This is a genomic window from Variovorax sp. Soil_C_39 (assembly GCF_057656815.1).
Genome location: NZ_JBDGJQ010000004.1, coordinates 1 through 20,655, shown reverse-complemented (window position 1 = coordinate 20,655; position 20,655 = coordinate 1). Strand labels below are relative to the sequence as shown.

Below are 20,655 nucleotides of genomic sequence, written 5' to 3'. Positions count from 1 at the left end.
ACGGACAATAGCGCCCGGCAGTATTCCTGAAAATTCAAAAATCGTGAGGTGGCGATCACTCAACGTGATCGCCCTGGAGACACACATGGCCCCTGGCACCGACTATCTGCTGCGCCGCCTTCGGTTGCGGCACCTCGAACTGCTGGTCACGCTCGGCGATGCCGGCACCGTGCGCGGCACCGCGACGCGCCTCAGCCTGAGCCAGCCCGCCATCAGCAAGATGCTCGGCGAGATCGAGGGCGCCCTCGGCGCGCGGCTCTTCGAGCGCAGCCACCAGGGCGTGCGTGCCAATGCGCTCGGCCTGGCGGCGATCTACCGTGCGCGCGTGGTGCTGAACGAACTCGGCCGCATCGGCGACGACCTGGCGGCGCTTGGCGACGGCGCCACCGCGGTGCTGCGCCTGGGCGCGCCGTCGGTCACGGCGACCGTGCCCGCCGCCATCGTGCAGCTGCGCGCGCGCATGCCCGGCACCGCGGTGCGCATCACCGAGGGCCGCGTGCGCGAGCTGATCCAGCGCCTGCTCGACGGCGAGCTCGACTGCGTCTTCGGCGCCATCACGCCCGAGCTCATGGCCGGCGACCAGCTGCCGCTGCTGCAGTCGGAGGTGCTGGTGGAAGACCAGCTCTGCGTGCTGGCGGCCGCGTCCAACCCGCTCGCGCGGCGGCGCGGCCTGCGCTGGTCCGAGCTGTGCGCCGCCGCCTGGGTGGCACCGCCGAAGGAGACGCTGGTGCGCCAGGCCTTCATGACCGCGTTCCTCAACGAAGGCGTCGATCCGCCCGAAGCGGCCGTCGAGGCGATGTCGTCGGTCACCATCGGCGCGCTGCTGCGCCTTGACGCGACGCTGCTCTGCGCGGTGCGCCTCGACCATGCCCGCGACGAGGTCGCGCGCGGCGACGTGCGGCGCCTGCGCGTGGGGCCGGTCGTGGCGCTGCCGTCGCTGGGGCTCTTCACGCGGCGCGGTGCGGGCCCGCAGCCGGCGGTGGTGCAGGCGTTTGCGCGGGCGGTGCGGAAGGTGGGTTGATCGCTCCAACCTTCGCATGTGCAGACTGCTAGCGCGGCTTGATGACCGCCAGGCCGATGGCGCATGCAGCCAGCACAAGAACGGCAATGGAGAGCAGCGGCGACCCCTCGTCGGCCGCCGATGCAACCGCTTTCCGGAGCTTCCCGGTGAAATAGCCGTAGAGGCCGGCCAGGGCGAGCGCCAGCACGACCTTGGCCAGCAGCCATGGCGCGGGCGGCCATTCGCCGAGCCGCGCCAGTGTCAGCCCCAGCAGCCATGCCAGCGCGAGCCCCGGCGTTGTCACGAAGCGATTCCAGCGCACAACCGACAGCACGAACCGCCTTGCCGCGGGATCGAGCGTGGCCCCAGGCTGTCCGACCCGCAGCGCCCATGCGGCCAGCAGCGTGCCGCTGAGCCAGGTGAACACCGCCGCCAGATGCGCGGCCTTCAGCGCCATGTAGTACGAACCCGCGATCATCGTTGCACCGGCGAAAGCGCCCACAGGCGTGCTCGGATGAGGCCATCGTTGAGCCACGCGCCGAACGGCAGCAAGGCCCCTGCGGCCAGGCGCCATGCTTGCCGCTTTGCCCAGAGGCCTGCCCCGATGGACTGCACCAGCGTCCAGGCGTACACGAGGAAGGCAACCCCATGCAGCGGCCCGACGAGGGAAACGAGTCGCGGCTCATCTGCCAAGTGCTTCAACGGCACGGCCAGCAGCACCAGCACGACGAGCGTGGCGCCTTCGAACAGGCCGGCCCAGCGCAATCGCGACAGCAGCGCCAGGTGGAGCTTGGCCGTCTCGTCGGCAGGGCTCATGCAGCGCTTCCTTCAGGCCAGAGCGAGCCGTCGCTGACGGCGGCCGCGAGCGCATCGCCGGCCGCATCGAGCAGGCGCTCGCCCTTTTCTGCCGAGGCCGAGCGCGGTGTGCCCACCACGCCGCTGCAGGACCAGTGCCCGATGGGCCGCCAGCGGTGTGTCCCGAGCGGCTCCAGGAAACCGCGTGCGGGCGCACGCACCGCCTGCGCCGCGGACGCATCGACCAGATCGGGGCGCAGATGCATGAGCATCGAGGTCTCTGCCTCGCAGGCATGCAGCAGGTTGTCCTGCGAGGTGAGGATGCGGCCGAACGCGGCTGCCGCCACCATCCAGTAGGTTGCGCTCGCCACGGGGAGCGAGGTCTCGATGGCCAGCAAGTCGACGATGGTGTTCAGTGCCGAGATGTTGCCGCCATGCCCGTTGAGCAGCAGCACGCGCCGATAGCCTTGCCGCTGCAGCGACACCACGACACAGCGCACAAAGGCGTGCAGCGTGGCGAAGTCGAGCGTGAGGCTGCCGGCCATTCCCATGTGGTGCTCGGCGAGCGAGATCCACAAGGGCGGAAGGACCAGCACTGGCGTGGATGCAGGCACACGGCGCGCCGTGCGCAGCGCAACCTCCGAAGCGAGCAGCGTATCGACCTGCACGGGCAGGTGCGGCCCGTGCTGCTCGGTCGAGCCGATCGGCAAGATCACCACGCAGCGCTCACGCGCTTCGGCAGGAAAGTCCGGCGTCTTCAGGTCGCTCCACAGAACCGGGCGCCCGTTCGCTGCCGCGCTCATTGGGGCTTGTACCCGACTGCGGCGATCAACTGCCGGACCTGCGCGGCGGATTCGCGGTAGCGCGCATCCATCTGCTCGGGCGTGCCCGAGCGCGGCTGCAGGCCATGGGCGCGGATCTTCTCGATCACGGCGGGCATCGCCAGCACCTGCCGGATCGCATCGTTGTAGCGTTGCACGTTGGCATCATTCATCCTGGCCGGCGCGTAGACCGCGAGAAAGTCGCTGGCCGCGAGCTCCGGCAGCCCGAGGTCGCCGAACGCCGGCACGCCCGGCAGCAACGGCGTCGGGCGGGTGACGGCCAGCGCCGTGATGCGCCCGGCCTTCTGGTACGGCAGCACATCGCCGACCGGCAACACCGCCGCGACCACCTGGCCGCCCAGCAGGTCCTGCACCGCGGGCGCCGCGCCGCGGTAGGGCACCGGCTGCACGTCGGCCTCGAGCAGCTGGGCCATGCGCCCCACGATGAACTCCGGTGTGCTGCCCGGTGCGGGCACGGCGATGAGGCGTGCGGTGGGCGTGCGGGCGAAATGCGCCATCAGGTCGCGCAGGCTTTTCGCGCCGGAGGCTGGATGGGCCACGAGCGCGAGCTCGAAGTCGGCGACCTGCGCCACCGGGCGCAGATCGGCCGCGGTGTCGAATCCGGCCGACTTCAGCACCTGGGGCACGGTGACGACCGTGTGGCCGTTGGTGAGGAAGAGCACCGATCCGTCGGGCTTCGCAGCCTTGACGTGGCGCGCGGCGATCTGCCCGCCGGCCCCGGCACGGTTGTCGACGATGACCGGCTGCCCCAGCAAGGGTGACAGCTTTTCCGCGAGGATGCGCGCGCCGAGATCGGCAGTGCCGCCGGCGGGAAAGCCGACCACCAGGGTGATCGCTCCGGTGTGCGCCTGCGCCGACGCAGGACTGTGCAGCAGCATCAGCAGCAGCGCGGTCGCGATCAGCAGGCGGGCAAGGATGGAAGTGGCGTTTAAGTGGTGCATGGAGCCTCCGTACGAGTCGCGCTGGGGATGTGTCGACTCGCGGTGGACTCTAGGTTTCGCATGCGCGGGCGCTGCCTGATGCGTGCGAAGCCGATCCGGTTTCGGCAGCGCTTTCGCTCGTTCGAAGCATGCGGCTGCCGATCGGCGGCCTTGTCTGCCGATTCGGGCATGCCCCGGCGGCAGCCGGCGCAGAATTGCGCCAGCCGCACAAGGAGTCGCGAATGCACTACCGCACTTACACCAGTTCGTCGCTCGAAGAAGGTTCGGGCATCCTGAACCGGGAGTGGTCCGCCCACTCGGTGACGCTGGCGCGTGGCGAGGCGCTGCGCCTGCGGTTCTCCATCCGCAACCTCACGGACGATGTGTCCGTGAGCCAGCTGGCCTATGGTGCGTCGGCACTCGTGCGTCCCGAGGAACGGGCCGAGGTGCTGCTGGTGCAGATGCCGCAGGCCGGCAGCGGTGTCGCCAGCTATGCATGGGGCAACAACCCGCTCGACGGGCGCCACTTCGGCCTCGTCGACGTGCGGCGGGTGAGGCAGCTGCAATGCAGTCCGCACCTGGACGCGCTGGTGCTGCGCGTGCGGATCTCCAGGCTGCTCTCCTGGCTGGAGCAAGCCCTGGGCCGCAAGCCGGTGCGCGAACTCGTGTTCCAGCCATCGATCGACGAGGGAACCCCGGCATGGGCTGCGTGGGCGCCCGTCGCCGGGGCGCTGGAGGCGCTGCAGCGCCACCCGCAGGGCGAGGTCCCCGCGCCCGCGCTGAAGGCGCTCGAGGAGATGGCGGTGGCTACCATGCTGCTGGCCCTGCCCAACAGCTACAGCGACGAACTCCGGCGGCCCGCTGCGCCTGGCGCGCCGCGGCACGTGCGTCTGGCCGAAGAGCTTGTCCAGCGCTCGCTCACGCGCGCTGTCAGCGTCGAGGAAATGGCGCGCCATTCCCAGGTGAGCGTGCGCACCCTGTTCGACGGCTTCCGGCAGTATCGCCAGACCACGCCGGCCGCCTATGTGCGGCAGGCGCGCCTTGCCGCCGCGCGGGAGGATCTCCGCAAGGGCCACGACAGTGTGGGCGACGTCGCACGGCGCTGGGGCTTCCTCCATGCGGGGCACTTCGCCGCGCAGTACCAGCGCCAGCACGGCGAGACGCCGGCGCAGACGCTGCGATCGTTTTTTTCCACCCTCTAGAAACCTTCACCATGCCAACCATCGAGTACTTCCCGGCTGCGGCCGACATGCCCACGCCGCCCCTGTCCGCTGCCGCGCGGGTGGGCGACCTGTTGTTCGTCTCCGGCACGCCCGGATACCACCCGGGAGGCGGCATCGACACGGGCGACTTCGGCAAGCAGTTCGATCAGGCGGTAGCGAACCTGCACCAGATCCTGGCGCGCGGCGGGGCCTCGATGCGCTCCATCGTCAAGGTCAACATGCTCCTGACGCGCGCGGAGGATGTGCAGGAGATGAACGAGCGCTACGCGAAGGCGTTCGGCCCTGCACCGTACCCTGCGCGCACCACCTGCGTGGTGGCGGCGCTGCCCGATCCCAGGATGCTGCTCGAGATCGAATGCGTGGCTGCGGCGGAGGGCGCGTGAGCAGCGAGGCTCACCAGCCGGGCGCCGGGTCCGCGGCATTCCAGATCGGCATGGTGATCTTCGAGGGCATGACGGCGCTCGACTTCGCGGCGCCGCTCGATGTGTTCGCCCGCATGCCGGGCGCACAGGTCCATGTCATCGGCAAGACGCTGGCACCGGTGAAGACCGATCTCGGCTTTCAGGAAACGCCCACGACCACGCTGGCCGGCGCGCCGAAGCTCGATCTCCTGTTCATCGGCGGCGGGCCGGGCGTTACTGCGCTGATGGAGGACGAGGAGGTGCTGCAATTCTTCGCCAGCCGGGCGTCCGAGGCGCAATGGGTCACTTCGGTGTGCACCGGCGCGCTGGTGCTCGGGGCGGCCGGGCTCCTGCGCGGCTACAAGGCCGCCACCCACTGGGCTGCGATGGAGGTGCTGCCCCTGCTGGGCGCCGAGCCGGTCGACGAGCGCGTCGTGATCGACCGCAACCGCATCACGGGCGGCGGCGTGACCGCGGGCCTGGACTTCGGCCTTGTGGTAGCCGAGCAGCTGCATGGCAGCGGCCTTGCGAAGGCCATGCAGCTGGCGATGGAATATGACCCGCATCCGCCCCACAACGTCGGCTCGCCGAGGCTTGCGCCGCCCGAACTGGTTGCCGGCGTCCGCGAGAAGCTGAGGCCCGCCACGCAGGCGAGGCTGGCCGCGGCGAGGCGTGCGGTGCAGAAGGCGGGCTGGGCGGCGTGATGCGGCCGGGCGCGTCAGCCACTTTCTGAGGATCACCTCTTTCGGGATCCTCGAATGCCCAGCGCGCGCGGAGCCGGGCAGGCGGAGAAGCATAGCAATTGCTATACAATCTGCCGATGAAGACCGCTCAACTTCCTCCGGTTCGCGTGACGGCTGCGGTTCGAGCAGAGATCGAGGGCGTGCTGCTCGAAGGCGAAACGCTGTCGCATTTCGTCGAGCAGGCCGCGACGGATGCCGCTCGGCGTCGCAAGGCACAACAAGATTTCGTGGCGCGTGGCCGTGCCTCGCTCGCCCGCGCACTCGAATCGGGCGAGTTCTATGCGGCAGACGAGGTTCTCGAGGCGATGAAATCCCGGCTCGATACCGCGCGCGAGGCGACCGGGCAGAGCGGCAGTGATCTCTCCAAACGGGCCGCGTGACTTATGCCGTGCGCTTGACGCGCGAGGCGTTGGAAGACCTCCAGCGTCTTGAAGCCTTTCTCCTGGAAGCTGCTCTCAAGCACGCAGACTGGGATCTGCCGGACCGCGCACTGCAGGCCATCCGAAGAGAGTTCCGCATCTTGGAGTCCAACCCTTTCACGTGTCGAATTGCCTTCGACGACCGCTTGGAGCGAGAACTCGTGATCCCATTCGGCGCCTCGGGCTACGTCGCCTTGTTCCATATCGTCAGTGAGCGGGAGATCGTGGTGTCGGCCATCCGGCATCAGCGAGAGGACGACTATCACTGAGGGAGGCCGGAGCGAGGGCCCGGCCCGATGGAACACGGGCAGAGAAGTGCCGCCTGATCGCCGGATCCGATGAAATCCCGAGTCGCGCAATATAATTGCAAACGATTCTCATCCACTTTCACGGGACCGCCTCGCGGAACCCCTCCATGTCCGCGGCGCGCCCACCCCTCGAGCCCATCGAAGTTCTCTACAGCGACCACCATGGCTGGCTGCTCGCGTGGCTGCGCCGCCGGCTCGGCGATGCGTGCGATGCGGCCGACCTGGCGCACGACACCTTCGTGCGGCTGATGGCGTCCTCGCGCAGCAGCGCGAGCCTCGGCGATGAACCGCGCGCCTTCCTGACCCATGTCGCCAAGGGGCTGGTGGCGGACCACTGGCGCCGCCGCGAGGTGGAGCGGGCGTATCTCGAAGCGATTGCACACCTGCCCGAGCCCGAGGCGCCGTCGCCCGAGGCGCGGCTGCTGATCGTTGAATCGCTGCTGCGCATCGAGGCGATGCTTGCGAGCCTGCCGGAGCGCACGCGCCAGGTCTTCCTGCTCGCGCAGTTCGACGGACTCACGCTGCAGCAGATCTCGGAGCGCATGGCCATGCCCGTGATCACGGTGCGGCGCCATGTCCACAAGGCGCTCGTCGCCTGCATGTCGGTCGCGTGAGCGCCGGCCGCATTGCGCGATGAAGGACCCGCAGCCGTCGAACGCGCCGGACCCTGCGCTCATCGGCGAGGCCGCCGACTGGGTGATGACGCTGCGCTATGGCGGCGATGCCGCGAAGGTGAACGGCGACTTCGAACGCTGGCGCCGGCAGAGTCCCGCGCACGCCGAGGCCTGGTCGCGGGCCGAGGCGACGCTCGGGGTGTTTGCGCAAGTGCCGCCGGCCATCGGCAAGGACGCGTTTCGCGCATTGCAGCGGCCCGGACGCCGCCGTGCGCTCGGCGTGCTGGGGCCGCTGCTGCTGCTCGCCGTGCCGGCCGGCTGGCTCGCGTGGCAGCGCATGCCCTGGCAGGAGTGGGCGCCGGATGTCGCCACGGCCCGCGGCGAGCGCCGGTCGATGACGCTGGCGGATGGCTCGCGGCTGGTGCTCAACACCGCGAGCGCGGTGGACATCGTCTTCTCGGCTGCCGAACGGCGCATCCGGCTGCATGCGGGCGAAGTGCTGGTCAGCACGCATGCCGATCCGTCGCCAGTCACGCGGCCGTTCCTGGTGCAGACGCCGCAAGGCACGGTGCGCGCGATGGGCACCCGCTTCAGCGTGCGCCGGCTCGACGACAGCACCACACGCGTGGCGGTGTTCGAGAAGGCCGTCGAGATCCGCGCCGCGGATGGCGCGACGCGCGTGCTGCGTGCCGGCGGGCAGGCCGACTTCGATGCCGGGCGCATCGGTACCGAAGCGCCCGTCGACGACAACGCCGCGCTCTGGGAGCGCGGCATGCTGCTCGCCAGGAACATGCGGCTGGCCGATGTGCTGGCCGAGATGAGCCGACACCGCAGCGGCGTGCTGCGCTGCGACCCGGCGGTGGCCGAGCTGCGAGTGTCCGGTGCCGTGTCGCTGGCCGACACCGACGCCGGCCTGGACCTGCTCGCGCGCTCGCTGCCGCTGCGCATCGAGCGGACCACGCGCTATTGGGTCACGGTGGGGCCGCGCCCGGCGCCGTTCGAATGAATGAAAGCGCGGCAGATAAAAAAATGCCGCGAGGGTGATCACTTTTCCTGTCTCGTCCGGTGAGTGAGGGAATGACGCATCGAGGCCGATGCGTCTCACCACCACCGCAGACATCGTTACAGGAGTCAGACGCCATGGGAGCGCAGCACGCAGGCCGCAAGCGGCACATCGAGAAATTCACAGCCGCCATCGCGGGCACGGCCTTGCGCGCGGTGGTGCTGGGCGCGGCCGGTGCGGGCGCGCTGGCGGTGGCACCGGCCGTGCTCGCCGCCGAGCCGGCGGGCGCTGCCGCGCGGTCGTATGCCATTGCAGGCGGCATGCTGGCCGACGTGCTGGCGCAGTACGCCGCCGACACCGGCGTGCAGCTGGTCTTCGAGCCCGGCATGCTCGCCGGGTTGCGCAGCAATGGCCTGCGCGGGCGCTACACGGTGCAGCAGGGCTTCGCGCAGGTGCTGCGCGGCAGCGGCTACGAAGCGGTGGGGCAGGGCAGCGGCGCCTACGCCCTGCGCCCATCGGCCGCACCGGTGGCGCGCGACGCCGCTGTCGGCGCGGCCACGCTCGCACCTGTCACGGTGACCGCCGCGGTCGAGCGCGAGACCCCCACCGGCCGCGTCGACGGCTACGTGGCCAGGCGCAGCGCGACCGCGACCAAGACCGACACCGCGCTGATCGAGAACCCGCAATCGGTCTCGGTCATCACCGCCGACGAGATCGGCGACCGCAAGGCGGAGTCGCTCGACGAAGTGCTGCGCTACACCGCCGGCGTCACGCCGAACCTGAAGCCGTGGGCGGTCGACGAGTTCTCGCTGCTGCGCGGCTTCGAGCTCGGAACGGGCGGCGTCTTCCTGGATGGGCTGCTGACCTCCGGGCGCTCGTATGCAGCGCCGATCGAGCCCTACGGCCTCGAGCGCCTCGAAGTGCTGCGCGGCCCCGCATCGGTGCTCTACGGCAAGATGCCGCCCGGCGGCATGGTCAACGCCGTGAGCAAGCGGCCCACGGCCGAGACGCTGCGCGAGATCGGCGTCGAGTACGGCTCGTACAACCGCAAGCAGCTGAAGGCCGACCTCGCGGGCGCGTTCGATGCCGAGGGCGAATGGACCTACCGCCTCACGATGCTGGGCCGCGAAGCGGGCACCCGGCTTGACGATGACCGCGACAACCGGCTCTACATCGCGCCGGCGCTCACCTGGCGGCCCAGTGCCGACACCCGCCTCACGCTGCTCGGGCGTTACCAGAAGGACAACCAGGCCTATGCCTGGCAGAACCAGTTCGAACAGCCCGGCGTCTTCGGCCAAGCCAGCCCGCGCGTGAACGTCGGCGGCCACGACAACCGCTGGCGTCGCGACAACAAGATGCTCGGCTACGAGTTCGAGCACCGCTTCGACGACACCTGGACGGTCCAGCAGAGCATGCGCTACAGCGACTTCGAACGCGCCGAGACCAACGTGTTTCCGCGAGGGCTGCGTGCCGACGGCTACACCCTCGAGCGCAGCTTCTCGCCGCGCGAGACCCACTGGAAGGGCCTGCAGCTCGACACGCGCGTGCAGGCGCGCTTCGACACCGGCGCGCTGGCGCACACGCTGCTCGCGGGCGTCGACTACACGAGGGCGCGCACCACCGACGAATTTCCCTATGCCCGCCCCGCGCTCTCGCCGCTGAACCTGCTGGCGCCCGCGTACCTGCACGAGCGGCCCACGCCCTCGAACAATCCGTATGTCTACCGGGTGCCATCGAAGCAGCTCGGCCACTACCTGCAGGACCAGGCCAAGTGGAACCGCTGGGTCGTCACGGCTGGCGTGCGCCACGACAAGGCTGATGCGTCCGGCACGAGCACGTTCGGCCTCACGGGCAGGCGCAGCACCGACTACGACACCTCGGCCAGTGCCACCACGGGCCGCATCGGCGTGGTGTACCTCTTCGACAGCGGATGGGCGCCCTATGCGAACTACGCGACGTCGTTCTCGCCGGAGATCGGCAACGACCTGAACGGCAACCCGCTGAAGCCCTCCAAGGGCCGGCAGGTCGAGGCGGGCCTGCGCTTCCAGCCGGCTGCGGGCGACGCGAGCTACACCGCGTCGGTGTTCGACATCGTGCGCAGCAACGTCACCACGGCCGCGCCGAATGCGCCCGGCGAGGTGATCCAGACCGGCGAGGTCCGCGCGCGCGGGCTCGAGCTCGAGGCGCGTGCCGAACTGACGACCCGGCTCAGCATGGTCGCCCAGTACACCTACCTCGACACCCGCATCACGCGCAGCAACGACGGCGACCTGGGCCTTCAGCAGATGAGCGCGCCGCGGCACAGCGCCTCGGTGTGGGCGCGCTACGCGTTCCCGGTCGGCGAGTCGGCGCGCGGCTTTGCCGCGCTCGGCGTGCGCCACCTCGGCAAGTCCCGCTCGGCCTGGGACACGGGCAATGCCAACCTCATGAACCCCGGCATCACCATGGTCGACCTGGCGCTCGGCTTCGACCGCGGTCCGTGGCGCTTCACGTTCAATATCAACAACCTGCTCGACAGGCAGGTGCTGACGGATTGCAACGGCGGCCTCTGCTACCGCAGCGCCGAGCGCACGGCCAACGTCAGCGCGCTCTACCGCTTCTGATGCACGCAGGCATCGGCCAGTGACCGGCGAAGCGCCCCGGCGCTTGCGGCCGGCCATGGCCCGGCTCCACACCTGGACCGGGCTGTTGTTCGGCTGGGTGCTCTACGCGATGTTCCTCACCGGCGCCGTGAGTTACTTCCGCGAAGAAATCTCGCAGTGGATGCGGCCCGAGATCCTCACGCTTGCGCAGCCGCCCGACAGCGCCACGAGCGCTGCGCTGGCCATCGCTGGCTTGCAGCAGCTCGCGCCCGGCGCGTCGCAGTGGGTGATCGACCTCGTCGACGAACGCGACAACACCGTCGGCGTGTCATGGCGCGCGGGCGACGCGCAGGGTCGCGCGATGCTGGACCCGCTCACCGGCAAGCAAGTGCGCGCGCGCGAAACTCACGGCGGCGAGTTCTTCTACTACTTCCATTTCTCGCTGCACTACCTGCCGCGCACGGCAGCGCGCTGGCTCGTGGGGCTGGCAACGATGTTCATGCTGGTCGCGATCGTCAGCGGCGTGCTCACGCACAAGAAGATCTTCGCCAGCTTCTTCACCTTCCGTCCCGGCAAGGGCCAGCGCTCATGGCTGGATGCGCACAACCTGCTGTCGGTGACCGCGCTACCGTTCTACTTGATGATCACCTACACCGGCCTGGTCACGCTGATGACGCTGTACATGCCTTGGGGTGCCGACAGCGCCTCGGCGTCGCAGCCGATGCAGCGCCAGCTGCTGCGCGCGGAGATGACGGCGCTGGTGCCGCCCGCGCCGGCGAGCGGCATCGCGGCGCCGCTGCCCGAGGTGGCGCCGATGCTGCACGAGGCCGAGCGGCGCTGGGGCACCGGGCGCGTGGCGCGGCTGATCGTCGACAACCCCGGCGACGCCGCATCGCGTGTGCGCGTGGTGCGCGGCGACGAGGGCCGTGTCTCCGTCAGCCCGCGCTACCTGGTGTTCGATGCGCACAATGGCGCCTTGCGCGAGGCCAGGGATCGTTCGCCGCCCGTGGCCGAGACTTGGGGCGTGCTCTATGGCTTGCACGTGGCGCGCTTCGCCGGTCCCGCGGCGCGCTGGTTGTTCTTTCTGTCGAGCCTGGCGGGTGCCGCGATGGTCGCGACGGGGCTCGTGCTGTGGACGACGAAGCGGCACGAGAAGCAGGCCCGCGATGGGCGGCGTTCATGGTTCGTGCTGCTGGTTGCACGACTCAACGTCGCGGCCGTGGCGGGGCTCCCCGTGGCGATGGCCGCGTTCCTCTGGGGCAACCGGCTGCTGCCGGTCGGGTTGGCCGATCGCAGCGCGTGGGAGGTTCACGTGTTCTTCATCGCCTGGGGGCTCATGGTGCTGCATGCGATCGCGCGCCCCGTCCATCGCGCGTGGCGCGAGCAGTTCTCGATCGCCGCTGTGCTGTGCGCGGCGCTGCCGCTGTGGAACATGCTGGCGGGGCATCGTCTTGCGGGCTTCGAATTGACGCTGCTTGCAGTGGCGGCGGTCCTGGCCTTCGTGGCATTCAAAGCGCGACGGCACGGCGCATGACGCCCTGGCGGTGATGCGCCGCCGTGCAATGTCGCCATCGGCATGGGAGCGGACTATTCTGCACCCGATCCGGATTGGGAAGAGGCCGCAGCCTGTGTCTTCTGCGCGAGATCGCGCCACGACACCTGCTCGTCGCTGTGGGGCACGAAGCCGACATGCAGCCCGAAGATGTGCGCGATCTTGTTCAGTGTGTCGACGGTCGGGTTGGCCTTGTCCGCTTCGATCAGCCGCAGGCTCTGCACGCTGAGGCCACGATGCTTCGCGAACTCCGGTTGCGTCAGCTTGCTGATGCGGCGCATCGCCGCGACGGCCTGGCCCACGGACATGCTGCCCGAGGCGATGGCCGCGTAGAACTCGCCGCGGAGCCGGCGCTCGAGCTCGGGGTCGGTATGCCTGCGCCGTTTATCCACGACCGCGCTCCCTCGTTGGGTTGCGGGGGACGAGATCGGCAAGCGCCAGCAGCTGGTCAGCCTGTTTGTCGATGGTCGCGCGACATGCCTCGATCACGTTGGACTCGATCCCGCAGTCCCGGGCGAACTCGGGCAGGTTGGCGACGATCGGCGCAAAGTCGTGCAGGGCCGTGGCAATGGCGCCGCGCTCGGGGTCGTCCACCTCGAGGCTTTCCAGCACGGCCGTCCAGTTGTCCTGGGTCTTTCCGACGGCATCGCGCCAGTGGCAGCCGCGGACGACGACCTCGCTGTCGAGGAACATGGGTGCAAAGTCGAACACCGGCGTGAGCTGCACGGTGCCGTCGACGAGCCGCTGCACGGCCGTGTTGCGCGCGTGGTTGTCGGTGTTGCGCATCGCCAGGTTCAATACGTCGCGCCGGATGAACTCGATGGTCTCGCCGAGCGGATCGAAGACGACGCGGCGCAGCCCCTTCAGCAGCGCTTGTTGGCTTCTGGGGATGCCGAATCCCCGCAGATCGCAGAGGCTCGCGAGGCTCTCCTGGTGAAGCCTGTGGACATGACCGTCGATGACCTGGCGATCGAAGCGCCGGACGAACAGGAGCTCGCCATGCAGGTCGGGTGCCGCGAAGGTTCGCATGCCGCAGGCGGCGGCGAGCCGCAGGTAGCCTGCCTCGTTGCGGAGGACGGCACGGTCTTCTTCGCTCCTGCCGCGGGGAAGCTTCACGAGCCAGTGGGCCTGGGCGCGGTCGTCGGCCAGCGCCATGTCGGCAAACCATCGTTCATCATGGTCGACGCTCAGCAGGAACTTCGGCGCGACCCCCTGCACACCCGTCGTGCCCGACGCGAGCATCGCGTGCAGTGAAAGGTGGTCGAGAAAGTCCTGACTGCGCTCGAGCACGTCGCCGATGTCGAAACCCCGAGCCGTTGCGGGGTCGGGATTCTTGCGGGCCTGGTCCACGAAGAAGGCGAGGGCGCTCTCGAAGCGCAGGCTGCCGATCGGGTTGAATGCGCCGGCCATCACCAGCGGCACGACCAGGTTGTCGCTGTCCGCGAGGCTCAGCGCCTCGAGCAGGTACCTGCGGCCCTTGCCCTGCGGCACGAGGTCATAGAGAAACGCCGGCGCGCGACGATCCACCTCGCGGCCGGTAGGCCCTTCGATGAACCGGTCCGGCGCCATGCCGATGGGCAAGCCCAGCGCGACCGGCCAGGGATCCGGCGCACCGAAGACATATTCGGGCAGGTACTCGAAGCGGCATTTGTCGGCGCCGAGCGGCTGGAGGGTCGCAGCGGGATGCCACGCGCCATCGCGGTGGATCTGGATGGTGGTGGCGGCCGAAGTGGTCATGAATTGACCATCATGGTACCCAAAAAGCCAGCTTGTAGGTCGCTATTTGGTTAGTTTGATAGACAGATCGACGGACGCCCTCGCACCGCTCCTCAGAAGTCGATGCTCGCCGAAAGGCTCACCGTGCGCGGCGACCCGACGAACAGGTAGCCCGCCGTCGACGTGCCCCAGTAGTTCTTGTCGAGCAGGTTCTCCACGTTCATGCGAAAGGTGACGGGCTTTCCGCCGATACGCGTCGCGTAGCGCGCACCCGCGTCGAAGCGGTTCCAGCCGGGGATGTGCAGCGTGTTGGCGGGATCGACGGCACTCCTGCCGGTGTGGATCATCCGGCCCGTGAGCGTCAGCCCGGGCGCGAACGGCAGGTCCCATTCGGCGCCGAGATTCAGTTGCCAGTCGGGCACGCCGATCGCCTTCTTGCCTTCGAGTGCAGCCGTCGCCGCCTTGGTGATCTCGCCGTCGAGGTAGGTGACGCCGCCCAGCACGCGCACGCCGCGCGTTACCTCGCCGGCCAGCGTGGCTTCGACGCCGCGGTTGCGCTGCTCGCCGAAGACACCGAAGGTCGAACCCGAAACGCCTGCGCTGGGCTTTGTCAGCTCGAAGAGGCTGACCGCCGCCACCATGCCGCCGTCGAGTTCGAACTTGACGCCGACTTCCTTCTGCTTCGACTTGTAGGGCGGCATGACCGCGCCCGGGTTGCTGATCGCCGCGCTGACGGGCGCGACGTCGCCGCGCGACAGGCCCTCGATGTAGCTCGCATAGAGCGAGATGTCGGGCCGCAGTTTGTAGACCACGCCGGCCACGGGCGTGACCGCGCTCTCGTCGTAGGCGTCGCCGCTCGGCCTGCCGGTGGAGAAGTCGTAGTCCTGGCCGGCCACCTGCTGCCGGCGCAGGCCCAGCGTCACGCGCAGCCGGTCGTCCATGAACGACAGCGTATCGGCGAGCGCTACGCTCGTGAGCTTGGTGTCGAGGTACGGGCGCAGCGGGTTGCTGATGCCGGCGGTGGATGGCGTCGGGAACAGCAGGCCGGCATAGAGGTTCGAACTGCCGCCCGGGTAGCCCGTGTAGAAGCCCAGGCCCTGTTCCTGTTCGAGGCGCGAGAGGCTCAATGCCACTTCATGCTTTACGGGACCGGTCGAGAACCTGCCTCTCAGGCCCGCGTCGAGCGACTTGCTTTCCACCGACATGCGCTGCCAGCCGCCGAAGAAGGCGTAGTCGCCCGCGGTGTTCAGGATCACCGGGTTCGACGCGATCGCGTCCCAGTTCAGCTTGCGCTGGCCGTAGCTTGCATAGGCGGTGAGGTTGTCGCTGAAGTCGTACTCGGCCTTGAACACTGCCGAGCCGTTGCGCCCATTGGTCCAGCCCAGGCCCGGGTACGGGTAGGTGTTGTCCGGCGCGCGCGGCACGGCAGTGAGCGCCGGACTCGCCTGGAACTGCCGCACCACGTTGTCGATGCGCTCCTTCTGCGCCAGCAGGTCGAGCGAGGCGCGCAGCGCGCGGCCGCGGTAGTCGAGCGCGACGGCGCCCAGGCTCTCGCGCGTGGACTGGCCCTTGATGGCCGTGTCGCCTTCGCGCTGCACCGCATTGACGCGCACGCCGAAGGCGCCGTCCGGCCCGAAGCGGCGGCCGATGTCGACATGCGCGCCGAAGACCGCGTCGGACGAGAAGCTGCCGGTGATGCGCGTGATCGGTTCGCTTTCCGCGCGCTTGGGCACGAGGTTGACCACGCCGCCCACGCTGCCGCCGGGCGTCATGCCGAACAGCGACGCCGACGGCCCCTTGATCACCTCGACGCGCTCTACCGCTTCCAGCGGGGCGCGCCAGTAGGGTGTGACGCCGAACACGCCGTTCAGCGCGAAGTCGCTGCTGGGCACGCTGAAGCCGCGGATCGTGATGTCTTCGTTGATGTTCGATCGCGCACTGCCCATGCGCACCGATGGGTCGGCCGCCAGAACGTCGGCGACCGAACGTGCCTGGTCGTTCTCGATCGTTTGCGCGGTGTAGCTGGTGACGCTGAAGGGCGTTTCCAGGACCGCGGCATTGCCCAGGATGCCAATGCGCGCGCCGCGGCCCACCTGTCCGCCCTGGATCGCGGGCGGCGGCGCGTCGATCGCGTCACGCTGCTCGGTGGCCGTGACGAGCGGCAGCGTCTCGGCGGCCTGAGCAGGGTCGTTCGCCGCTGCATTCGAACCCCCGGTTTGCGCCAGTGCAGCGCCTGCCCCCCACACCGCACTGGCTGCAAGCGCCGCCTGCACCGCGCCGGCCAGCCTGGTCTTCTCCCTCGCCCCGCGCCGGGCCTTCCACTGATGGTCTGTCATAAGCACCTGATCGTTGATGTAATGAGAATTGTTTGTATTTACATCGGTGAATGTCAAGTGCGGGATGGCGAGGGGCGGGGAAAGGCACAGGTGTCGGCGGACGAGTCCCCTGCTCGCGCAGCGCCTTCAGCTAGCTTTGACTCTCGATCATCTGCTGTCGACGAGCTGTTCGTTCGCTGAGCCACTGGCGCAGCCTGCGTGCATCTTCGCTCCTGTGTTGAATGCTGCCGGCGTCGAGCAGAAAGACGACGACCGAACGACCTGCGGCTCGCATCCTCATCGCCAGACATTGACCCGCCTCCACGATGTAGCCGGTCTTTGCAGCGCAACAGGCCAAAACGCACCGAGCAGAAGTCGCCTGCGGCGGCGCCTTCGCAGAGAGGACAGCGGTCCGACCATGAGGGTCGCGGCATCGGGAAGCCAGCGCATGCGCGGGCAACATGTCGTGGAGGATGACTGCGGTCGCCCATGCTTCTAGCCTTGAGTCGCCGATCGCGGTTCGATCCCGCGATGCGTCAGCGCCAGGCGTTCGCGCCTCGCCCGGCGGCAAAGCGCGGCCTTGAAAAAAAATGCATCTGAGAATGGCTCGCCATGGTGCGGGTATGGGTTCATCGTCTCGACATCACGCGTCCGGCCCCTGCGGAGCGGCTCGGTGCCGGTACGCGCAGGCACCTTCGCAAGCGCGCGTCGCTGCCGGTGATGCACACCTGGCTGATGCCGTCGTTGCCGGTCGATCGACCACAGGTAGGCTGCGCGCAGGCGTTGGTCTCTGGTGGTACTTGACCGACGGCATCCGGCAGCGACGGTGCCGCATGGGACGCGCAGATCAGCGCATGCCTACAAGCCAGAGGTTCGTCATCCTACCGGCATTTTTTCGACGGCGGACAGCATGGGAGGACTTGTTACTTGCACACTTTCACTCTACGAACAGGGGCGGCGAATGAAGATTGTTCTTTGGATTGTCCTCATCATTTTTCTCATCGGTCTCGCGGTGGTGCTGGGCCTCGGAAAGCTGATTTTCTAGCCACAGCGAGCTTCGGGCGGGCGGCTGTGGCCCGTACGGCCGGGGACCGGCTTAGCGGCTGTGCGTGTGGTCCGGCCGGCGCAGAAGAACATGAACAATCGTGAATTGGCCGCGAGGACACTGGTGCAATCGGCAGTGGTGGCGCTCGTGGCGGCTGCCTGCCTTGTCCTCTTGTTCGGTGCGCAGGTATGGTTCGTCGTCTTTGCCGGCATTCTTTATGCCGTGCTGCTTGGCCGGATGTCGAGGTGGCTGTCGGACCGGCCGGGCATGAACTACAAGTCGGCAGTGGCACTTTCCGTCCTGCTGCCGTTGCTGGTCTTCGGTGGCGTCGCTTGGTTCGTGGCGCCAGACGTTGCCGACCAGGCGTCTGAACTGGCAGACCGTCTGCCTCGGGCCGTGGATCGACTGCGCGATGATCTGCTGGAATACAGCTGGATTGCGCGGCTGGTCGAGCAGGTCGAGAACTACCGGGACGCGCTTCCGGACGGTTCACGGGCGCTGGATTTCTTTGCTGGCGCATTGTCTTCAACGCTGGACGCGTTTGGAAACATTCTTCTGGCGTTCGTGCTTGGCGTCTTCATCGCGATGAGCCCGCAGATTTATGTGAACGGCTTGATGCGCCTTGTTCCGATGCACAGAAGGGCGCGGTTCGGGGAGGTTCTCGGCGCCACGGAGTCGGCACTGGCATCCTGGTTGATCACCAAGCTGATCACGATGATGGTGATCGGCGTGCTGACATGGCTCGGCCTCTGGGCCATCGGGATCGACCTCGCGCTGCTGCTGGCATTGATCGCCGCCGTGTTGTCGTTCATTCCGAATGTCGGCCCCGTGGTCGCACTCGTACCGGCTGTCCTGATTGCCTTGGTCGGCGATCTCAACCAAGTCCTTATCGTCGTCGCTCTATACCTTGCGGTTCAGACCATCGAGAGCTATGTGCTGACGCCGCTGCTGCAACAACGCATGATCGACCTGCCACCGGCACTCACGATCAGCATGCAGGTTTCGCTGGGGGTTTTCGGTGGGGTCATGGGCGTCATCCTTGCCACGCCGCTCACCGCAGCTGCCATTGTGATGACGCGCATGTGGTACGTGGAAGATCTGTTGGAAGACCGTTCCGATTCAGCCCGGACGTGAGTCGAGATCGGACGGCCTACCTCCCCGGCAGGTACAGCCTGGGATCGACGGCCTTGCCGCGGTAGCGGATCTCGAAGTGCAGCTTGGCGCGGCCGCCCTGTGCAGGCCCGATCTCCGCGATCTTCTGGCCGCGCCGCACGCGCTGGGCCTGCTTCACGCCCACGGCGCCCACATTGGTGTAGATCGACATGTAGGCGCCGCCGTGGTCGACCAGGATGACGCTGCCGTAGCCGCGCATGTTCTCGACCGCGGCCACCGTGCCGGCACCGATCGCGTGCACGGCCTCGCCGGGGCTGCCCCCGATGTCCACGCCCTTGTTGCTGTTGCCGTTGAAACCGGCGATGACCGGGCCCTGCGACGGCCAGCCCCAGTCGCCGCGCCGCGAAGCAGGCGGCACCACGGGGTCGCGCTCGCGGGGGGCGGGCGCAGGCCTGGTCTTTTGGGCACTGCTGTCGCTGCGCGGCGGAGGCGCCGCCACGGCCGAATCGGCACCGCCCGGCGGCACCAGGCGCAGCACCTGGCCCGTTTCGAGTCGGTCGGGGTTGCTGATCTGGTTCCAGCGTGCGATCTCGGCAATGGTCCGGCCGGCACGCTGTGCGATGCGGTAGAGCGTGTCGCCCGGCTGCACGACGTACTCGCCGGGCCCCGCCACTGGCGTGCCGGGTGTGGTGGAGCATCCGACCACCAGCAATGCCGCCATCAACGCGGCGCATGCGCCCCTCCTTCTCCCGATCAAAACCACGCGTTGGTCCTTTCCTGAATCATCCGAATCGCGCCACCTCGCAGTCCGAGGCGCGCATCGACAACCCGGCAAGGCTACCAGCCTGCCTAGCGTGGATCGGCCCGGTCCTCGCGCGGCAATCGGGCGTCGGAGGCCGCATGCTGCGAAATGAGCTGCGGCTTGCCGCATTTGCCGCAGCGGTAGAAGCGCAGCCAGGGCAGCAAGCGCATCCAGGGCCGGCGACGCACGCGCGCCAGGTGATGAGCGTCGCAGGTACACGCGGAAAAAAGGGATGGCATGGGTTCGTCCGATTCGATAGGCGTCGTTCGTGCCCCGCTGCCAGTCGCCGCGTGGGGTCTTGCATCGAGGATGCAAGGTGCAATTTTGTCAACGAATTGTGACCAGCGCATTCTTTGGCTCGAAAAATAGAACTTACGAACTGCTTCTTGCTGCACCTGAGAGCCCGAAGAGCACAAGCACAAGAAAATCGCGCGACGTTGCGCCGAATTCCATCGACTTGTCACAGTGGGATCTGAACATCGCCTCTCCAAGCCGCCCGCCGGGCCGCAACAACTGAGGAACGATCCATCATGGCAGTAGACATGTTCATGCGCGTCGAAGGCGCGAACGGCGAATCGAAGGACGCGAACCACAAGGAGTGGACGGACATCAGGACGTTCGCCTGGGGCGCCACGCAGCCCGGCAACATGGTCAGCGGCGGCGGCGGCGGGGTGGGCAAGGCCAGCTTCAACGACCTTCAGGTGCTCGCGCGCATCGACAAGGCCGCTCCGCCCGTGCTCAAGAACTGCGCGAGCGGCAAGCACCTGAGCAAGATCGAAGTGTCGGTGTGCAAGGCCGGCGGCGCGCAGGTCGAGTACACGCGCATCACGCTCGAGGAAGTGCTGGTCACCTCGGTGCAGTACACCGCCGACCAGGACAGCGACGCCGTGCTGGTGCAGTACACCTTCCAGGCCGCCAAGGTCAAGCAGCAGTACTGGGAGCAGACCGACAAGGGCGGCAAGGGCGCCGAGACCGTGCTCGCCTGGAACATCAAGGAGAACAAGGAAGGCTGATCCCGATGCTTCCGGGCGCTGCGCTTGCGCGCGTGTTGAGCGTCTCCTCGCCGGCCATGCCCATGCTGGGCGGCGAGCCGGCGCTCGAGCCCGTCGCGATCGAGGGCGACGAGGGGCTGAGCACGCTGTTTCGCTACACCCTCACCCTGGCCACCCCCGAGCAGCCCGGCTACAACGAGCGCCAGGCCGCCAACGTCGCCATCAAGCAGCTCGTGGGCGAGCCGCTCACCGCGCACATCGTGCTCGACG

The 20,655-nt window shown here is 68.3% G+C and carries 21 protein-coding genes and 1 pseudogene; 14 read left to right on the top strand and 8 right to left on the bottom strand.

From position 1 onward, the window contains the following. Nucleotides 1-85 precede the first annotated feature (85 nt). Nucleotides 86-1,021, top strand: a complete 936-nt coding sequence (locus AC3A6J_RS11560; RefSeq protein WP_487860081.1) for a LysR family transcriptional regulator — start codon at nucleotides 86-88, stop codon at nucleotides 1,019-1,021. Between the two features lie 28 nt (nucleotides 1,022-1,049). Here AC3A6J_RS11560 and AC3A6J_RS11555 read toward each other — a convergent pair whose 3' ends face one another. Genes AC3A6J_RS11555 through AC3A6J_RS11540 form a run of 4 tightly spaced genes read right to left on the bottom strand, consistent with a single transcriptional unit; the run spans nucleotide 1,050 to nucleotide 3,578 of the window. Next, a complete protein-coding gene (locus AC3A6J_RS11555) occupies nucleotides 1,050-1,478 on the bottom strand; it encodes a hypothetical protein (RefSeq protein ID WP_487860080.1) in 429 nt (142 codons plus the stop codon). Further along, the gene (locus tag AC3A6J_RS11550; RefSeq protein ID WP_487860079.1) at nucleotides 1,475-1,816 is read right to left on the bottom strand and encodes a DUF3817 domain-containing protein; all 342 of its coding nucleotides are present in this window, start codon (nucleotides 1,814-1,816) and stop codon (nucleotides 1,475-1,477) included. The genes AC3A6J_RS11555 and AC3A6J_RS11550 overlap by 4 nt, the downstream gene beginning before the upstream one ends. After that, complete coding sequence (locus AC3A6J_RS11545) at nucleotides 1,813-2,598, bottom strand: creatininase family protein (protein ID WP_487860078.1); 786 nt, start codon at nucleotides 2,596-2,598, stop codon at nucleotides 1,813-1,815. Before AC3A6J_RS11545 ends, AC3A6J_RS11550 begins: the two co-directional genes overlap by 4 nt. Beyond that, the gene (locus AC3A6J_RS11540) at nucleotides 2,595-3,578 is read right to left on the bottom strand and encodes a tripartite tricarboxylate transporter substrate-binding protein (RefSeq protein ID WP_487860077.1); all 984 of its coding nucleotides are present in this window, start codon (nucleotides 3,576-3,578) and stop codon (nucleotides 2,595-2,597) included. The genes AC3A6J_RS11545 and AC3A6J_RS11540 overlap by 4 nt, the downstream gene beginning before the upstream one ends. Nucleotides 3,579-3,799: 221 nt before the next feature. Between AC3A6J_RS11540 and AC3A6J_RS11535 the strand changes: the two genes are divergently transcribed. The 9 genes from AC3A6J_RS11535 to AC3A6J_RS11495 all read left to right on the top strand — a co-directional run bounded on the left by AC3A6J_RS11535 (nucleotide 3,800) and on the right by AC3A6J_RS11495 (nucleotide 12,384). Next, nucleotides 3,800-4,759, top strand: a complete 960-nt coding sequence (locus AC3A6J_RS11535; protein ID WP_487860076.1) for an AraC family transcriptional regulator — start codon at nucleotides 3,800-3,802, stop codon at nucleotides 4,757-4,759. An 11-nt stretch (nucleotides 4,760-4,770) separates the two neighbouring features. Next, complete coding sequence (locus AC3A6J_RS11530; protein WP_487860075.1) at nucleotides 4,771-5,163, top strand: RidA family protein; 393 nt, start codon at nucleotides 4,771-4,773, stop codon at nucleotides 5,161-5,163. Then, entirely contained in the window at nucleotides 5,160-5,885 is a 726-nt protein-coding gene (locus AC3A6J_RS11525) for a DJ-1/PfpI family protein (RefSeq protein WP_487860074.1), read from the top strand. Before AC3A6J_RS11530 ends, AC3A6J_RS11525 begins: the two co-directional genes overlap by 4 nt. Before the next feature lie 116 nt (nucleotides 5,886-6,001). Continuing rightward, entirely contained in the window at nucleotides 6,002-6,304 is a 303-nt protein-coding gene (locus AC3A6J_RS11520) for a YlcI/YnfO family protein (RefSeq protein ID WP_487860073.1), read from the top strand. Further along, nucleotides 6,301-6,612, top strand: a complete 312-nt coding sequence (locus AC3A6J_RS11515; protein WP_487860072.1) for a type II toxin-antitoxin system RelE/ParE family toxin — start codon at nucleotides 6,301-6,303, stop codon at nucleotides 6,610-6,612. The genes AC3A6J_RS11520 and AC3A6J_RS11515 overlap by 4 nt, the downstream gene beginning before the upstream one ends. A gap of 146 nt (nucleotides 6,613-6,758) precedes the next feature. Further along, nucleotides 6,759-7,265: a sigma-70 family RNA polymerase sigma factor gene (locus AC3A6J_RS11510; RefSeq protein WP_487860071.1), complete on the top strand. Its 507-nt coding sequence runs from the start codon at nucleotides 6,759-6,761 to the stop codon at nucleotides 7,263-7,265. A gap of 19 nt (nucleotides 7,266-7,284) precedes the next feature. Further along, on the top strand, nucleotides 7,285-8,271 hold the full coding sequence (locus tag AC3A6J_RS11505) for a FecR domain-containing protein (RefSeq protein ID WP_487860070.1): 987 nt from the start codon (nucleotides 7,285-7,287) through the stop codon (nucleotides 8,269-8,271). A 134-nt stretch (nucleotides 8,272-8,405) separates the two neighbouring features. Continuing rightward, nucleotides 8,406-10,871, top strand: a complete 2,466-nt coding sequence (locus tag AC3A6J_RS11500; protein WP_487860069.1) for a TonB-dependent siderophore receptor — start codon at nucleotides 8,406-8,408, stop codon at nucleotides 10,869-10,871. Between the two features lie 55 nt (nucleotides 10,872-10,926). Then, entirely contained in the window at nucleotides 10,927-12,384 is a 1,458-nt protein-coding gene (locus tag AC3A6J_RS11495; protein WP_487860068.1) for a PepSY-associated TM helix domain-containing protein, read from the top strand. A gap of 53 nt (nucleotides 12,385-12,437) precedes the next feature. Here AC3A6J_RS11495 and AC3A6J_RS11490 read toward each other — a convergent pair whose 3' ends face one another. The 3 genes from AC3A6J_RS11490 to AC3A6J_RS11480 form a co-directional block, all read right to left on the bottom strand. Next, nucleotides 12,438-12,794 (bottom strand): helix-turn-helix domain-containing protein, encoded by a 357-nt coding sequence (locus AC3A6J_RS11490; protein WP_487860067.1) that lies wholly within the window; start codon nucleotides 12,792-12,794, stop codon nucleotides 12,438-12,440. Further along, nucleotides 12,787-14,139, bottom strand: coding sequence for a type II toxin-antitoxin system HipA family toxin (locus AC3A6J_RS11485; RefSeq protein WP_487860066.1), 1,353 nt, complete (start codon nucleotides 14,137-14,139; stop codon nucleotides 12,787-12,789). The genes AC3A6J_RS11490 and AC3A6J_RS11485 overlap by 8 nt, the downstream gene beginning before the upstream one ends. Nucleotides 14,140-14,231: 92 nt before the next feature. Beyond that, on the bottom strand, nucleotides 14,232-16,454 hold the full coding sequence (locus AC3A6J_RS11480) for a TonB-dependent receptor (protein ID WP_487860065.1): 2,223 nt from the start codon (nucleotides 16,452-16,454) through the stop codon (nucleotides 14,232-14,234). A gap of 889 nt (nucleotides 16,455-17,343) precedes the next feature. Here AC3A6J_RS11480 and AC3A6J_RS11475 point away from each other — a divergent pair. Next, nucleotides 17,344-17,478, top strand: coding sequence for a small membrane protein YohP (locus AC3A6J_RS11475; RefSeq protein ID WP_487860598.1), 135 nt, complete (start codon nucleotides 17,344-17,346; stop codon nucleotides 17,476-17,478). Between the two features lie 90 nt (nucleotides 17,479-17,568). Continuing rightward, on the top strand, nucleotides 17,569-18,612 hold the full coding sequence (locus AC3A6J_RS11470; RefSeq protein ID WP_487860064.1) for an AI-2E family transporter: 1,044 nt from the start codon (nucleotides 17,569-17,571) through the stop codon (nucleotides 18,610-18,612). Nucleotides 18,613-18,628: 16 nt separating this feature from the next. Here AC3A6J_RS11470 and AC3A6J_RS11465 read toward each other — a convergent pair whose 3' ends face one another. Beyond that, entirely contained in the window at nucleotides 18,629-19,312 is a 684-nt protein-coding gene (locus tag AC3A6J_RS11465; RefSeq protein ID WP_487860063.1) for a peptidoglycan DD-metalloendopeptidase family protein, read from the bottom strand. A gap of 611 nt (nucleotides 19,313-19,923) precedes the next feature. Between AC3A6J_RS11465 and AC3A6J_RS11460 the strand changes: the two genes are divergently transcribed. Both AC3A6J_RS11460 and AC3A6J_RS11455 read left to right on the top strand, forming a co-directional pair. After that, nucleotides 19,924-20,406 (top strand): Hcp family type VI secretion system effector, encoded by a 483-nt coding sequence (locus AC3A6J_RS11460; RefSeq protein ID WP_487860062.1) that lies wholly within the window; start codon nucleotides 19,924-19,926, stop codon nucleotides 20,404-20,406. A 5-nt stretch (nucleotides 20,407-20,411) separates the two neighbouring features. After that, nucleotides 20,412-20,655, top strand: a pseudogene (locus AC3A6J_RS11455) (type VI secretion system Vgr family protein); the annotation flags it as partial.